At 74.8% G+C, this 14,211-nt stretch carries 11 protein-coding genes and 1 pseudogene; 1 reads left to right on the forward strand and 11 read right to left on the reverse strand.

From position 1 onward, the window contains the following. Nucleotides 1–26: 26 nt before the first annotated feature. Complete coding sequence (locus tag GKE82_RS24050) at nt 27–2,114, reverse strand: hypothetical protein (protein ID WP_154735483.1); 2,088 nt, start codon at nt 2,112–2,114, stop codon at nt 27–29. A gap of 178 nt (nt 2,115–2,292) precedes the next feature. On the opposite strand from GKE82_RS24050, the gene GKE82_RS24055 reads away from it, so the two are divergent. After that, complete coding sequence (locus GKE82_RS24055; RefSeq protein ID WP_154735484.1) at nt 2,293–2,994, forward strand: hypothetical protein; 702 nt, start codon at nt 2,293–2,295, stop codon at nt 2,992–2,994. Here GKE82_RS24055 and GKE82_RS24060 read toward each other — a convergent pair. From GKE82_RS24060 to GKE82_RS24100, 10 genes and pseudogenes are all read right to left on the reverse strand, one after another. Continuing rightward, complete coding sequence (locus tag GKE82_RS24060) at nt 2,991–3,317, reverse strand: hypothetical protein (RefSeq protein ID WP_154735485.1); 327 nt, start codon at nt 3,315–3,317, stop codon at nt 2,991–2,993. The two genes, GKE82_RS24055 and GKE82_RS24060, sit on opposite strands and share 4 nt — an antisense overlap. A 66-nt stretch (nt 3,318–3,383) precedes the next feature. After that, nucleotides 3,384–5,354 carry a hypothetical protein gene (locus tag GKE82_RS24065; protein WP_154735486.1) on the reverse strand — a complete coding sequence of 657 codons (1,971 nt, stop codon included), beginning with the start codon at nt 5,352–5,354 and terminating at the stop codon, nt 3,384–3,386. After that, on the reverse strand, nt 5,351–5,938 hold the full coding sequence (locus GKE82_RS24070; RefSeq protein WP_154735487.1) for a hypothetical protein: 588 nt from the start codon (nt 5,936–5,938) through the stop codon (nt 5,351–5,353). The genes GKE82_RS24065 and GKE82_RS24070 overlap by 4 nt, the downstream gene beginning before the upstream one ends. Then, a complete protein-coding gene (locus tag GKE82_RS24075; protein WP_154735488.1) occupies nt 5,875–7,530 on the reverse strand; it encodes a hypothetical protein in 1,656 nt (551 codons plus the stop codon). The genes GKE82_RS24070 and GKE82_RS24075 overlap by 64 nt, the downstream gene beginning before the upstream one ends. A 270-nt stretch (nt 7,531–7,800) precedes the next feature. Next, the gene (locus GKE82_RS24080) at nt 7,801–9,330 is read right to left on the reverse strand and encodes a hypothetical protein (protein ID WP_154735489.1); all 1,530 of its coding nucleotides are present in this window, start codon (nt 9,328–9,330) and stop codon (nt 7,801–7,803) included. 230 nt (nt 9,331–9,560) lie between these two features. Continuing rightward, nucleotides 9,561–10,007, reverse strand: a complete 447-nt coding sequence (locus tag GKE82_RS24085) for a hypothetical protein (protein ID WP_154735490.1) — start codon at nt 10,005–10,007, stop codon at nt 9,561–9,563. A gap of 490 nt (nt 10,008–10,497) precedes the next feature. After that, nucleotides 10,498–10,929: a hypothetical protein gene (locus GKE82_RS29370; RefSeq protein ID WP_230317228.1), complete on the reverse strand. Its 432-nt coding sequence runs from the start codon at nt 10,927–10,929 to the stop codon at nt 10,498–10,500. Between the two features lie 406 nt (nt 10,930–11,335). Then, nucleotides 11,336–11,656 (reverse strand): annotated as a pseudogene (locus tag GKE82_RS31715) (hypothetical protein); the annotation flags it as partial. A gap of 1,330 nt (nt 11,657–12,986) precedes the next feature. Next, complete coding sequence (locus tag GKE82_RS24095; RefSeq protein WP_154735492.1) at nt 12,987–13,895, reverse strand: IS3 family transposase; 909 nt, start codon at nt 13,893–13,895, stop codon at nt 12,987–12,989. Continuing rightward, nucleotides 13,892–14,194: a transposase gene (locus tag GKE82_RS24100; RefSeq protein WP_154735493.1), complete on the reverse strand. Its 303-nt coding sequence runs from the start codon at nt 14,192–14,194 to the stop codon at nt 13,892–13,894. The genes GKE82_RS24095 and GKE82_RS24100 overlap by 4 nt, the downstream gene beginning before the upstream one ends. Between the last annotated feature and the right edge of the window lie 17 nt (nt 14,195–14,211).

Raw genomic sequence — 14,211 nt, forward strand, 5'->3', positions numbered from 1 at the left:
GGGGTGACGCGTGTCGTGCTGGGCTCCTACCGGGTGACCTTGATCGTCCGGATCTTCGACGCGCCCGCGAGGTACGGGGCGTTGGAGGTCGGACGCGAGACCACGCGCATCTGGTAGGAGCGAGCTCGAGTGGTGCGGGTGAAGCGGTAGCGCAGCCGGTAGCGGCCGTTGCTGGTGGTGCGGCCGCTGGCGGCCGTGACCCACGTGTTGCCGCGGCGGGCCTGCAGCAGCACGCGCGTGCCGTTGTTGGGCTGGCGGCCACCATGCATGCTGCCGGTGAAGGTCACCGACTGTCCGTTGCGCAGCGTGCTGCGGTTGGGGCGGTCGGTGAGCTTGGCGCGCACGAGGAGCCGCAGGCGGCTGGTGCCGGTGACGGCCTTGCCGTCGATCTGGGCGGCGTAGCGGAAGATCACGTCGCGGCTGACGCCGGTCGGGATCAGGAACCGCATCCGTCCGGCGCTGTCGGTGACGGCGCGGCCGATCTCGCGCTCGGGAGCCCCGGCCCGGACGGTCAGCCGGGCGGGGATGATCGCCTGGTCGTAGATGCGCACGACCGCGTCCGCGAGCGGCTTGTCCTCAGCGGTGAGGGTGGCGACGGTCGCGATCCGGCGCCCGAAGCGGACCGAGCGCGTGCGGGAGCCCTTGATCTGCAGCACCAGCCCCGAGGTCGCGCCGGTGGTGGGCGGCTGCCCGCTGCTGGACGGGCCCGAGCTCGTCGAGCCGGGACCGGTCGTGGTGGTGCCGGCGGGGTTGGAGTTCTTGGCCGGGACGGAGGCGTCGGTCGGGGCCGGGTCGGAGGCGTCGGGGGTGCCGTCGTTGTCGTCGTCCTCGTCCTCGCGGTTGGGGATTCGATCCCCGTCGGCGTCGCCGCACGGGTCGGTCGCCGCGGTCGGGCGGCCGTCGCAGTAGGGGCGGACGGTGGCGCCGTCGGCGAACGGGCCGGCGGTCATCGAGCTCGAGGCGCGGCTGGTGCCGCCCCCGTCAGTGGCGTGGGCGACGCAGATGATCTTCTTGCCCGTGGCGGTCTCGGGGACCGTGAGCTGCGCGGAGCTGGAGGCGGGGGCGAGCGTACTGAGGCGCGAGCCGTCGGCATTGGCGATCTGCCAGCTGTAGGCGATGCTCGTCGGGGCCTGTCCGTTGACGGCGTTCGCCGTGCAGGTGAGGGTGTCGCCGACGCGCGGGGTGCCGGCGATCGTCGGCTCGCCCTGCGTCGGAGGGAGGTTGTCGACCCGGATCGGCCAGGCGCCGCTGATGGTCCCGTTGGTGCGGGTGATGTCGAAGACCTTGATCGCGGCGGTGTGGTCGCCGTCGGGGACGGTGGCCGTGTCCAGCGTCGCGCTGGCGGTGTGGGACAGCGGGCAGGGGACGCGCCGGGTGCTCGAGGGGGCGCAGGTGCCGCCGCCGCCGATGTCCAGCAGGGAGCCGAGCTCCTGGCCGTCGATGACGAACCGCACACCGTAGATCCCGCCGCCCCGGTCGGTGGCGCTGAAGGTCAGGGAGCGGTTGCGGGCGCTCGTCGTGGCGCTCATGAGCGTGCCGTTGGTGCCGGTGACGGTCGGGGCGATGTCGTCGCTGAGCGTCACGCGGATGTCGCGCTGGTTGTTCTCCACGACGCCGGCGGGGCAGCCGTTGGCCCCGGTGCAGTGGGTCAGGAAGGAGACCCAGTCGGACTCGCCGGTGTCCCAGGCGGCTGAGCCGGTCACGCCGCTGCAGCCCATGAGCGCGGTGCAGCCGTCGATCCGGCCGCGGGCGTCGGAGTGGATGATCGTGTGGGCGTCGCCGAAGGCCTGGTTGCTGTTGGCGCGCCAGTCGCGGTAGCTCTCGACGCGGACGATCTTGGTGTCGGCGGCGGCGGCCAGGCGCCACTGCGCGAACGTGCCCTCGGCGTGGGGCACGGCGGGATCGAACGAGGACGACATGTAGCCGCCGTTGTTGCAGTTGTTCCCGACGTAGGTGTAGGGGCTACCGCCCCAAGAGCTGGCCCACTCACCGACCGTGGGGTTCGTCGGCCCGCAGTAGCGGGCCTCGTAGGTACCGGCCTGGGCGGCGCTGGGGCTCAGCAGCCCCGCCACGAGGAGCGGCAGCAGGGGGATGAGGGATCGGCGGTGGCGCATCGTGTCTGGGTCCTTGACGGTCGGATCTAGCGGTGCGCCGGACGCTAGGAGTGGGGTGCGCAGACGCCGCGCGTTCACCTCCGGGCCGTCAGCGTTCACCTCCAGTTGTGGTGGTTCACCTCAGGCGGGTGAACCGCGTGTCGCCGGTGGCTGGTTGGCCGCTCGTACGGTTGGAGGCATGAAGACGCGCGCGCCGCAGGACGCTCAGCAGATGTGGCTGCATCCCGACGGTTCCGTCCGGACATCGCGACCGCCGGCGGACGCGGCCGCGCAGCCGGACGAGGTTCCGGCCGGCGGCGCTGGCTGGGCGGGCCTCGTGGTGCTGACCGTGCTCGCCGCGGTCCTGGCCGGCCTGCTGGCCGGCGCGTCGATGTCGCCGTTTGCCGCGGTGACCGTAGGGCTGGGCGCGTGCGCGATCAGCGGGCTCGTCGCGCCGCTAGCCACCGGGGATGGGCCGCGGCCGTGGCTGCCCCTGACGTGCGCGATCGCAGTCCTCGTGGCGGTGGGGATCGGGCTCTCCGGTCTCCTGGGCGGGTCGCTCACCGGCGGCGCCCTGCTGGAGCAGCAGCGCGGTCGGACCGGCGCGCTCGCTGTCGCCCTGACCCTCATCGCCGGCGTGGGAGCGTTCCGCGCGGTCGGCGGGGTACGCCCGTCCGTGGTCGCCTGCGGGGTGGCGTGCGTCGTGGCGTTCTGCGCCGGCATCACCTTCCCCGCGTTGGCCGGCGAGCTGCGCTCCGCAGCGCCGCAGCCGGCCGCAACCAGCGGCAGCCAGGAGCGCCTGGTGGACCTCGAGCGCCGCTTCGACGAGCTCGGCGACCAGGTCGACGCGCACGGCCGCCGGATCAGGACCCTGCGCCGCGCAATCCAGGCCGGCCGCTAGCCCCCGGCCGGGACAGCACCGGCAACGCAGATCTCCCAGGGTCGGGCCGCGCGCGCCGATGGCGGTCCGGGTCGCGCGCGGCGTGTGCGTGTCGTTAGCGGGTGCGGAGGGTCCTGATGGCTCTCCTTGACCCGCCGCGCCCGTGCGGCATGTTCGGCCAGGGCCCGGTCGCCGGTGAGCGTGGCGATGTTGTGGATGCTGAAGCCGTGCTCGAGCGCGTCCTCGACGGTCCGGATGGCTCGTGGTCCGCGGTCGCCGCGCAGGTCGATGAGGGCGTGCGCCAGGTGATCGATGCGCTCGCGGCCGGTGTGGGTGCTGGTCATGCCGGGGAGTGTGGGGTCCGCGGCGAAACGGCCCGCGCGGCTGCGCGCGCGGGCCTGCAGGGGGGGTTAGCGTCGCGCGCGGGCGCGGAGTGCGGGGAGGGTCGCGCGGACGGTGGTGGCGGTGTGGGTGGCGGGGTTCTGCGGGCGGGCGGTGAAGCAGACGGTGGTGCGGGGCTGGCCGGGGGTGCGGGTGATGGTGAAGGTGGGCCGTCGGCTGATGCGGGGCTGCTTGGTGTCGCAGCCGCTGTCCATGACGTAGCTGCGCAGCAGGCTGGGCGTGCTGGTGGTGAGCGTGAAGGTCGTGCGGCGCGCCCCGGTGCTGGTGGTGCGCGTGGCGGTGCGCAGCCGCAGTCGCACCGTCTGCCGCGTGGCGGGCAGGGTCCCGAGCGTGGTGGGCGGCGTGACGGTCGGCGCGGTCGCGGCGGGCGTGCTGGGGGCGGTGGGGCTTGAGGGCGTGGTGGGGGCGGGGTCGACGGTGGTGGTGAGCTCGGTGTCGGTGCTGCGGTCGGGGTTGGAGGCGGTGACGGTGAGCGTGTAGGGGCCGGCGGGCAGCGCGAGGTTGTTGGTGCCGGTGGTGAGCGCTTGGCCTCCGTAGCGGCCGGTGCTGGTGTTGCGCCAGTTGACGGTGAGGTACTCGTGCCCGGTGGCCTGGACGGTGATCGGGACGGCCTTGGGGGCTTGGACGCGGGCGGGGGCGCTGGCGTTGAGGGTGAGCTCGGTGGCCTGGACGGTGATGTCGCGGGTGAGGGTGCGCTGCAGGCCGTTGGGGGCGCTGAGGCGGGCTGTGACGGTCCAGGTGCCGGCGTTGCTGAAGGTGAGGTCGAGGCTGTCCAGGCGCTCGGTGCGGTTGTAGGCGCCGCCGGGCCCGGAGACCTCCCAGGTGGTGGCGGTGTGCGCGCCGCGGATGTCGGTGAGCGTGAGGGTCGTGGGCTGGCGGGCGCGGACGGTGCCGGGGTCGGCGAGCGTGGCGGTGGGGGCGCCCTGGGTGACGTTGATCGCGAAGGTCGCGGTGCCGGTGGCGCCTTGGGGGTCGGTGGCGCTGGCGCGCAGTTCGTAGTCGCCGGGATCCAGCGGGCCGACGGCGGCGGGGAACGCGGTCCCGCGCTGCACGGTCTGGTTGTCGCTGAGCCGCACGACCGTCCAGGAGGTGCTGGCGATGCCGCCGGAGTCGTTGGCGGTGATCGGGTACTCGCGCACCTCGCCGGAGTCGATGCGGCTGGTGCCCGTGATCGAGACAGTGGGTGGGGCGTTGCTGACGCGCACGGTCGCGGTGCGGGTGCTGGTGCGGCCGCGGTCGTCCCAGACCTGGGCGGTGACCTGGTTGTCGCCGAGCCCGAACGTGTACGTGGTGCTCGGCGCGACCCCGGGGTACTCGCGGGTGCCCTGCGGGGTGGTGATGGTGCTGCGGGTGATCTGGCCGTAGCGGTCGTCGGGCGTGGCGCTGATCGACACGGTGACCGTCGAGCCCTGGTCGGCGGTCTGCGGGACGTTGAGCGTCAGCTGCGGGCTGGTGATGTCGTTGGTGAAGAAGCTGTTGGTGAGGTTGGTGTTGCCGGCCTGCGGGTCCTGGGAGGCGGGGGAGTGGTAGGTGAAGGACATGCAGTCGTTGCCGCCGTGCCCGAGCCCGAACTGATGACCGATCTCCTGACACGTGATGGCGAGCCGTGCGCCGGGGTCGCCCTGGAAGTAGCGGTCGTTGAGGTAGACGTTGCCGTGGGTGGTGTGGTGGCCGCTGACGGCCAGGCCGCTCCAGCCGGTGTCGCCGTAGTCGCCGCTCTGCACGGTGACGTTCTGGCCGCCTGCGACCTTGCCGACGTTGAGGATGGTGCGCTGGTCCCACCAGGCGATCGCCTGGTCGACCATGCCGGTCCAGGCGCCGCTGGTCTGGTCCAGGATGCGGTAGGTGAGGGTGTGCTGGTGCACGACGCGCCCGGCGTTGTCGGTCCACAGGACGGGCGGGTCGTTGACCGCCGCGGCGGTGCTGGGTCCCAGCAGCGCGATCGCGAGCAGGAGGGGGAGCAGGCGGCGGGTGGTCATGGCCAGAGCTCCCGGATGCCGCGGACGCCGAGCTGCTGCAGCTGGCGGCCGGCGGGGGCGGTGGCGTCGGCGGAGCGGGCGCGCTGCTGGCGGTCGAGGGTCAGGCGGGCGCTGGGGGACAGGGGCCGGTAGATGCCGGGGTAGTCGCTGCGCTCGGTGAGCAGCAGCAGGACCTGCTGGCCGATCTCGTAGGGGGGCTCGCCGGCGACGCTGAGCTGGCGGCCGTCGAGCTCGGGGATGTCGCGGCGCACGGTGACGGTCTGGCGCTGCGGGCCGGTGAAGGTCTCGCGGACCTCCACGGTGGCGAGCTGGCCGTGGATGCGCAGCCCGTCGGGCGCGGTGCGCGGCGGGGTGCTCGTGACGTCGATGACGCGGCCCAGGACGGCGAGGTCGGCGTGCTGGGCAAGGGCGCGGGCGGTGGGCTGCTCGTCGGCGTAGGAGGCGTCGGCGACCGCGACGGCGGGGGCCGTGTCGGGGGCGGGGCCGGGGCGGTCGGTGAGGAGCAGGATGCCGGGGGCGCTCAGCGCGGCGAGGAGCGCCAGGAGCGCGCGGCCGGAGAGGCCCGTCTGGGAGAGCGTGGGCATGTGCTGTGGACGGTACGCGGTCGGTGGGCGTCCGTGGACGGTTTGCGGGGAGCGGGCTTGCCCGCAAGCCACGCCTGCGCGTCGGTGAGCGTCTGCAACTCGCGGCGCGCTTGCAGCAGCACCGGGTGAACGGTCAGCAGCGCCTGGCGGGCGCGCGCGTCGCCGTCGTGGGCGTGCAGGACCAGGGCGTCGTGCAGCAGCGCCGGCGGGGCGTGGGTGCCGCGCAGCCCGGGGGTGCCCGGGGCGTAGGGCAGCCGCGGCTCCCCACCGGCCCGGGTGGGCCAGGTGATCGCGGGCAGGCCCTGCGGGGTGTAGGGGACGGGCCCGAAGTCCGCCACCGCCCCGGGTGGGGTGGTGGTCGTGCGAAAGCGGATCCGGCCGGTCGTGGTGGGGCGGGGCCGGCGCACGAGCACGTCGGCGGCGAGCTGGGCGATCAGCGCGTCGGGGCGCTGCCCGAGCACGGGGGCGATGCGGCGCAGGCCCTTCAGGCGGGCGGCGAGCAGCAGGCCGGCGGCGTGCAGCGTGCGGCAGCGCCCCGCCCGGGCGAGGTCCAGCAGCAGCACCCCGCCTGTCGGGGCCTGCGCTCCGAGCACCGGTCGCAGCTGCTGGTAGGCGTGCAGGCTCGCCCGCAGGCTGGCCCAGGAGTCGGCGGGCATGTACCCGGCCAGGGCCGGGTCGGCGCAGCCGTGGCGCTCCAGCGCGAACGCCTGCGCAAGCGCCGTGCGCCGACCCGCCGTCCACGCCGCGAGATCCTCGGCGCGGCGCAGCTCCTGGAGGACCTGTTCGGTGCGGGCGGTCAGGACCCGCGCGAGCTCACTGGAGCGCTGCTGCTCGGCCGCGACGCGCCGTTCGATGTCCGCCGTTCGATCCCGGTGCTGCTGGCCTGGCGGGGTGGCCTGGTTCGCGCGCGGTGCGCGCGCGTCTTCTACCGACGTTCTCGGAGAGCTGAGAGGCTGGTGGGCCAGGTTGCCGTCGCCCCCAACGGGGGCTCCGGCAGGAGTGGGGCATTTCGGCATCAGCCGTGCGCGGCGCTCGCGCGCCCGCCGGCAGCCACGCTCGCGTGCCGCGTCCCGCCATGCCTCGAGTGCCTGCAGCTCGCGCACCGACCGTGTCGGCGGCTGGCCAGCCGGTCGGCGGGCCCGGGCGCGGCGCAGCCGGCCGGCCAGCCACGCGTCACCGACCAGGTGATCGGTGGGGCGCTGCGGGGCACGGAGGGTGATGTCGGTGCGGCGCGGGCGGCCGTCCTGGTCGCAGGCCACGACCACGGCGATCAGGCCGGCCTGCTGCAGATCGCCCAGCCAGCGGCGCACGGTCTGGTGATGGCGGCTGCGCAGCTCCTCGGCCTCGACATCGGCCCAGCCGAGGATCCGGCCGATCCCGACCGTGGCCTGCTCGCCGCTGCAGGAGATCGTCCCCGACCGCGGCCCCGGGGCGGCCAGGGCGCGCGCCCGGATCCACGAGTAGGCGACCAGGCCACCGACGACCCGCCGCAGATCCCCCACACCGACGGCCAGGAGCGCGTCGACGAGCTCGCCATCGCGCAGAACCTCGGGCATCGCCGTGGCGGCCGCGACCGGGGGCGGGGCGCTCACCGCCAGAGAGGCGCGCAGGCCTCGACGACGAAGAACGGTGCGGGCCGACGCGGGCACGCCCACCCATCTAGCGCCCACCCGCCCCTGCGCCTCCCGCCGCCGCCGGACCCCACCGCAGCGCACCCCCGGATCCCCACCACCTCGGCGCGGACCCCGCCGACCCACCGCCCGGACACCCCACGAGCACACCACGGACCCCGCCGAAATCGGAACCGGAGGCCGCCGTACTCGTGCGCGGACGCCCCCGTTTTGGAGTCGGAGACCACCGGTTCAGCAGGAGCGGCCGGCGCCCACCCCCGCGGCCGCGCGGTCCGACAAACCGGTGGTGTCCGGTTCGGTGGGCGGCTCGAGCGGGGGTCGCGGGGTCGGTTCGGGGGTGCGGGCGTCGCTCGGCGGCCCGGGGGAGGGCCGAGCAGCCGCGCGCCGGCGCCCCGGGCGGGCGCGGGCGGCTCCTGGAGCGCGCTCGAGCGGGCATAGGGGCGCCGGCGGGCATGGGGGCGCCGGCCCCGGGGTGGGGCGGGGTGTGCGGTGTGCGGCTTGGTGGTGGCGGGCCCTTAGCGGCGCGCCGCGGGGGGGGCCGTGCGGCGTTCCGGGTGCCTGGCGCGCCGTGGTGGCGGTGTGCGGCCCGGGCTCGCGGCCGCGCCCGGGCCGCGGCAGCGCGACTGCGGGTTCGCGGCCCGCGGCCGCGCGGGCGGGCGGGTGGCTGCGGCGGCGGGCCTGGCGTGCGGCGTCGCGGCGGTAGCGGCTGCGGGTGTCGCAGCGCCTGGCCGCCGCCGGGGCGGCGGAGGGATCGATCAGCAGCAGCCGCCCGGCCGGGTGGGTGCTGACGCTCGGCCCGTCCCAGGCCGCCAGCACGTCGAGGTCCTCGTGGACGTCGCCGCGCGCGCGGCGCCGCGCCGAGGCCCCGGCCTCGCCGCTGCCGCGCGCCAGGGCGGCGTAGTGCCCGAGCTCCGCGAGCTCGTGCTCGGCCTGCAGGGGCTGGGAGGGCAGCGGCTCGTACGCGCCGCCGGTCAGGCGCCGGTGCCCGAGCGCGCGCAGATACAGGCCCAGCACCCGCGGACTCGAGCGCAGCGCCCCGACCTCCACCTCGACCACCGCCGGCCCACCGCCACCGGTCACGGTGGCGGCGGTGTAGAGGTCCTGCGCGAACCGCACGCGCACCGTGTACCGGCTCCCCGCCAGCGCCGTGTACCCCGCGGCCAGGCGGCCGCGGTCGGCGCCGTGCCCCGAGGGCTCAAGCGCCCGGGCCAGCGGATACCAGGCGGGCCCGTCGGGGCCGTGCAGGTACAGCTCGCACGCGTCGAGCTCGCTGCCCGCGTAGCCGTGGGCGCCGTGGCGGGGGTGGCGCGGGCGGTAGCTGGGGTTGCTCATCAGCGCGTGGTGCAGATCGCGGCGGATCTGCAGGCGCAGGTCGCCGGTCCCGGCTGCCGCGGTCCCGATCAGCGCGCCGATCGTCCCCGGCGAGGCGTAGGTCCAGCCCTGGCCGCCGTCGGGCGCGGGCAGGTGGGTCAGCGGCAGGTGTCCCAGCAGCGCGATGACCAGGCGCACGGTCTCCGCGCGGCGCATGCCGTCGCTGCGCAGCTCCCCGTGGCTGCCCTCGGCGCGCACGCCCACCGGATCGCCGGGGCGCTCGCGGCGATCGCGGTCCAGGATCGGGTGCGCGGCTCGCGCCGCGGCGAGCGGGATCCGCTGGCTGGCCAGCAGCTCACGACGCACGCGCGCGATCGCCGGCAGCAGCACCGGGCTGGCCGCCATCGTGCGCTGCGGTGCGCGCAGGTCGCGGGTCGGCAGCACGGTCATCGCTGCGCCTCCGTGAGCGGGCAGCGACGATCGGCGAGCGCTCGTCTTCCGTCCGACGAGCTGCTACGCTGTGCCAACGAGATCTTTTTGTTGGACCCGAAACCTCCGGTTGCCGCCGGGGGTTTCTTCGTTCGGGAGCCGATCACGGCGGGCTCCCGCTGTGGGATCTCATGGCACCCCACACCTCCCGGCGACGGGTCGGGGGAGCGTGAAGGTGCGGAGGGTGCGGGTCATGCCGCATCCTGCAGACGGTCGTCGTCCTGGAGCGCGGGGCCGTGGCCCGGCAGCACGCCGGGCTGCCACTCCACCGGGCGGCCGTCCTCGTCCAGGAAGCCGTCCTCGGGACGGCGGCCGCGCATGATCGACGGGTCGCGGCCGGCGGCGAGCTGCTCGTCGCGCCACTCCAGCCACGTCAGGAGCTCGTCCAGGGCCGGGTCCTCGTCGCGCAGATCGCTGGCCAGCGCGCGTACGCCTTGGCGCACGATGTCCGAGAGGCTGCGGCCGCGGGCGACCGCGACCCGCTCGAAGACCGAGTGCTCCCAGGGGTCGACGACCGCCCCGATGTTCGTGCGGTTGGCCTTGGTCGGCGGCCGTCCGCCGGTCCGGACGTAGCCGGACGGGGGCAGGGCGGAGAGATCCGGGGCGACGGGCGGTTTCGTCTTGCGATCCGGGGCCATGATGAGCGAGGGTGATACAGCACGCCCCGGACGACCTTTTAATCGGGCGTCCGGGCTGCTGACCGCCAGCACGGTCTCAGACGCCCGGGCGCCGCGCCGCGGTTGCCGCGCGTTCACCTCCCAGCGCTCGAGGTGAACGCCGATGGTGAACGGCCCGCGGTTTGGCCCTGCTCTCCCCGTGTTTTCAGGCTCACGCGGGCCAGCGGCCAGGCGCGCGCGGGCCCGCGCGCGAGGGACGCTCAGGCCGCCGGCGAGGGGCCGGTCGCCGCCCCGTCGTCGCCGTCGGCCTCGAGGTCGGCCTCGGGGTCGGTGGCGGCGTGGTGGGTGAGCAGGAGGGCGTGGTGCAGGAGGTGGTCGGCGTGCGGGGTGGGGGGTGGGGGTGAGGTGGCTGGTGGTGAACCAGGCCAGGACGCTGCGCCAGGCGGTGGGGTGGGTGGCGCGGTGGTGGGCGATGGCGTGGGTGAGGGCGTGGTCGAGCAGTTCGCGGGGCTCAGGGTGCTCGTGCAGGAGCAGGGCGCTGAGGCGGGCGAAGGTGGGGCGGTCGGGGCGGTCGGTGCGGGCGAGGGTCTGCGGGAGCAGGTGGGCGAGTTCGTGGGGGGGCGGGCGGGGTGTGGAGGGCGTGGGCGGTGCGGTCGCGGGCGTCGGTGAGGGCGTGGGTGTCGGGGGCGGGGTCGTGGTCGGGGGTGGCGAGGCTGAGGCAGAGCTCGAGTGCGAGGCGTCGGTGCTCGTCGGGGTCGGTGGGGTCGGTGTTGAGGAGCTGGTCGGGGGTGGGGAGGGTGAGGTCGGTGGGCCAGGAGGCGGCGGTGCGCAGCAGGGTGCGGGCGTGGGCGCGTTGGGTGAGCTCGGCGGTGAGCTGGGTGAGCCGTTGGGTTTGCTGGTCGGCGGGGTGGGCGGTGAGGTGCAGGGCGGCGTGGGCGGCCATGCGGTGGGCGTGGGCGGCGGGGAGGCTGGGGTCGCCGGGCGGGGGTGGGGTGAGGAGCTGGTGGCGGTGGTCTGGGGGGGAGGGCGAGGGCGCGGGCGAGGAGGTCGGGGATCTGCTGGATGGCGGTGTGCAGCAGGGCGGTGCGGGCGCGGTCTTCGCCGGCGAGCAGTTCGTAGTGGCGGGTGGCGATGCGGCGGGGTCGTGGGGTGGGGGTGAGGTGGTCGGTGAGGGGGTGCTCGGCCAGCTGGGGTGGGGCTGCGGGGTGGGTGGTGCCGGTGGCGGCGGCGCGGCGTTCCGGGGGGGTGAGGGGGGTGCGCAGGCCGCGTTGGTGGCCGCTCCAGGTGATGCCGGTGTAGTCCTTGAGCTCTTCGGGGGTGACGCCGTGGGCGATGCAGCGGGCGGCGAAGGTGTGGCGCAGGTCGGTGAGGGTCGGGCGGCGGGTCTGGCCGGGGGTGTCGGTGGGGACCTGCAGGTCGGCGAGGGCGCTGTGGAGCTGTTTGCTGATGGCCTGGCGGGTGAGGGGGCGGGCGGGCTGGTCGGGGCGGTGGCCGTGGCGGGTGGCCAGCAGGGGGGCGTCGGGTCGGGGGTCGGGGTGGACGGCGATCCAGTCGGTGAGGGCGGTGAGGGCGCTGCCGACGAGCGGGACGGTGCGGCGGGTGCCGGCGGTGGCGGGCCGGGTGTGCAGCAGTGGCGGGTCGGTGGTGAGGTCGACGTCGGCGACGGTCATGCGGGGCAGGTGGCTGACGGGCTGCCCGTAGAGGGTGATGAGCGCGAAGATGGCGTGGGGGAGGGGGCCGGCGCGGTGGGCGGCGGCCTGGGCCTGGGCTTCCTGGGCGGCGCTGAGGTACGCCAGCGGCGGGTCGGGTGGGCGGTCGTGCTCGAGCTGCTGGAGGGCGGGGCGCACGACCGCGCCGCTGGCCCGCCGCCGCCGCGTGCCCGTCCGGCCGCTGCCGTCGTCGTCGTTGTCGGCCTGGTGCTGGTGGGTGTGGTCGAGGTAGGCGGCGAGGACGGTGAGGCGGGCGCGGATGGTGGTGGGGGCCAGGCCGCGGTCGGCGTCGGGGTCGTCGGCGCGGTGGCGTTGGTCGCGGTGCAGGGTGGCCTGGTAGGCGGCCCAGGCGGTGATCTGGGCGGGGGTGGGGTCGGTGGGGTCGATCTGGTCGGGCAGGCGTGGGGGCGGGGCCCGTCGCCGGGCGTGGGGGCGGCGCACCAGCGGTGCCAGGCGCAGAGGTGGCTGCGGTAGGCGTCGGCGGTCGCGGCGGTGGTGAGGGTCTGCAGGTAGGCCTCGCCGGGGGCGGGGAGGTCGCGGGGGTGCTGCGGTCGGCCGGGGTCGCTCACCCCGCAAGGTCTACCGGCCACCCCAGACACACACCAGTGGCATAACTCACACCCGTGCAACCCAGCCGGGAACCCGGGCCGTATTCGATGCCCGGAACCCGACACCACGCCACGCACCCCGCCCCGCGCCCCGCACGACACCGCACGACACCGCACGGCACCGTCCCGGGACCGGAACGAACACGATCCCGCTCCCGCAACGCCCCGGGAAGCCGGGGCGCGCGCGGGACGCGGTGCTGCGCGGCGCCACGACCGGCAGGGCGCCGTGCTGGCACGAGGCCTGGGCGGGACGAGACCGGGCACCGAACACACAGCCCGGGTCGGTTGCAGGCTGAAGAGTTATGCCACTAACGGTGCCTTGGGTCGCCAGGCGCGCGGGATGGCGCCGACATCGACGTCGTCGCGCGTCGGAGCTGGTGGCGCCCGCGGGCCAGACCGCGAGCGCCGGGCGCGACCCTACCCGCGCCAAGCCCGGGCTGTTCCGCGTGTTCCATCGGGCCCCTGGACCTTCCCGGCCCGCCGCGCTACCCTGCCCGATCGTCGACGCCGTGTCGACATCCGGCGCCCCAGAGGGGCCCGGAACCCCCAGACGTCCCGGCCAAAGCGTCGGGACCAGGAGAAGAAGAACATGACTCACGCGTTCGACCACGCGTCCTCGCCCCTGCGACGGACCGACGGCCACATGGTCGTCCTGAGGCGGGCTGGGATCGACGGAGACTGGGTTAGTAGGTTCCCTCTTCATTGAGAGAGGGAGAGATCTGAACGTACTGCTCGTTGCGCAGAGTCTCGAACTCTGCAGGGGGAAGATCGCCCAGGGAAGCGTGGAGTCGGTCGTTGTTGAACCAGGCGACCCACTCGACGATCGCCAGCTCCAGCTGGCCTCGCGAGCGCCAGACGCGGTCACGGATGAGCTCGGTCTTGAACGTGTCGACGAACGACTCGGCCAGCGCGTTGTCGAACGCGTCGCCGACCGAACCGATCGACCCCAGGACGTGATGGTCGTCGAGGACCTGCTGGAAGGCGTAGGACGTGTATTGCGAGCCGGCATCGCTGTGATGGATCAGCTCGACATCCGCGCCCGCGGGCCGGCGGGTGAGCGCCATGCGCAGTGCGTCCAGGACGAGGTCGGTGCGCATGTGCGAGGCGAACTGCCAGCCGACGATCCGGCGGCTGTAGACGTCCAGGACGAAGCTGAAGAACACGACGCCTTCCCAGCAGCGCAGGTAGGTGAAGTCCGCGACCCACAGCTCGTTGGGCCTTGTGGCGGTGAAGTCGCGCTCGACCAGATCGGGGCTCCTCATGGCCGCCGGGTCGGGGGTCGTGGTGCGCCAGGGCTTGCCGCGGCGCTTGGCGCCCTGCAGGCCGTGCTGGTGCATCAGCCGGCGGACGCGGTCGCGGCCGACCTCGACCCCGTGACGTTTGAGCGTCAGCCAGGTCTTGCGGTAGCCGTAGGCGCCGTAGTTGCGCTCGGCGACCTCCTCGATCAGCCGCAAGAGCTTCTCGTCCTCGATGACCCGCGCTGAGCGCTGGCCGGTGGCGCGGTGGTAGTAGGCGGACGCCGACACGCCCAAGGTCCTGCAGATCGGCTCGACCCCGAAACGGGCGCGGTGCTCGTCGATGAACGCGCTCACTTCGGTCGGTCTTGATCGAGCTCGGTCGCGAAAAACACCGACGCGGCCTTCAAGATCTCGTTCGCGCGGCGCAGCTCGAAGACCTCCTTGCGCAGCTGCTTGATCTCCTCGCGCTCCGCCGCGGTCGGCAGGTCCGGCCGCAAGCCCTCGTCGGCCTCCAACTGCCGCACGTACTTGCGCAGCGTCTCGGACGGGACCCCAAGGTCCCGCGCGACATGGGCGATCGGGCGGCCGCTCTCGATCACCACCCGGGCGCCGCGATCAAGCAGTTCCTTGGGGTACTTCCTCGGTCGGGACATCGCTGTGAAGACTCCTC

It is taken from the genome of Conexibacter sp. W3-3-2 (assembly GCF_009707605.1).
Classification (GTDB): Bacteria; Actinomycetota; Thermoleophilia; order Solirubrobacterales; family Solirubrobacteraceae; genus Paraconexibacter; species Paraconexibacter algicola.

Coding starts and splice junctions, on each gene's coding strand:
- GKE82_RS24055 (WP_154735484.1), top strand. CDS start 2,293: ATGAAGACGCGCGCGCCGCAGGACGCTCAGCAGATGTGGCTGCATCCC.
- GKE82_RS24100 (WP_154735493.1), bottom strand. CDS start 14,194: ATGTCCCGACCGAGGAAGTACCCCAAGGAACTGCTTGATCGCGGCGCC.
- GKE82_RS24060 (WP_154735485.1), bottom strand. CDS start 3,317: ATGACCAGCACCCACACCGGCCGCGAGCGCATCGATCACCTGGCGCAC.
- GKE82_RS24070 (WP_154735487.1), bottom strand. CDS start 5,938: ATGCCCACGCTCTCCCAGACGGGCCTCTCCGGCCGCGCGCTCCTGGCG.
- GKE82_RS24085 (WP_154735490.1), bottom strand. CDS start 10,007: ATGGCCCCGGATCGCAAGACGAAACCGCCCGTCGCCCCGGATCTCTCC.
- GKE82_RS24050 (WP_154735483.1), bottom strand. CDS start 2,114: ATGCGCCACCGCCGATCCCTCATCCCCCTGCTGCCGCTCCTCGTGGCG.
- GKE82_RS29370 (WP_230317228.1), bottom strand. CDS start 10,929: ATGGCCGCCCACGCCGCCCTGCACCTCACCGCCCACCCCGCCGACCAG.
- GKE82_RS24065 (WP_154735486.1), bottom strand. CDS start 5,354: ATGACCACCCGCCGCCTGCTCCCCCTCCTGCTCGCGATCGCGCTGCTG.
- GKE82_RS24080 (WP_154735489.1), bottom strand. CDS start 9,330: ATGACCGTGCTGCCGACCCGCGACCTGCGCGCACCGCAGCGCACGATG.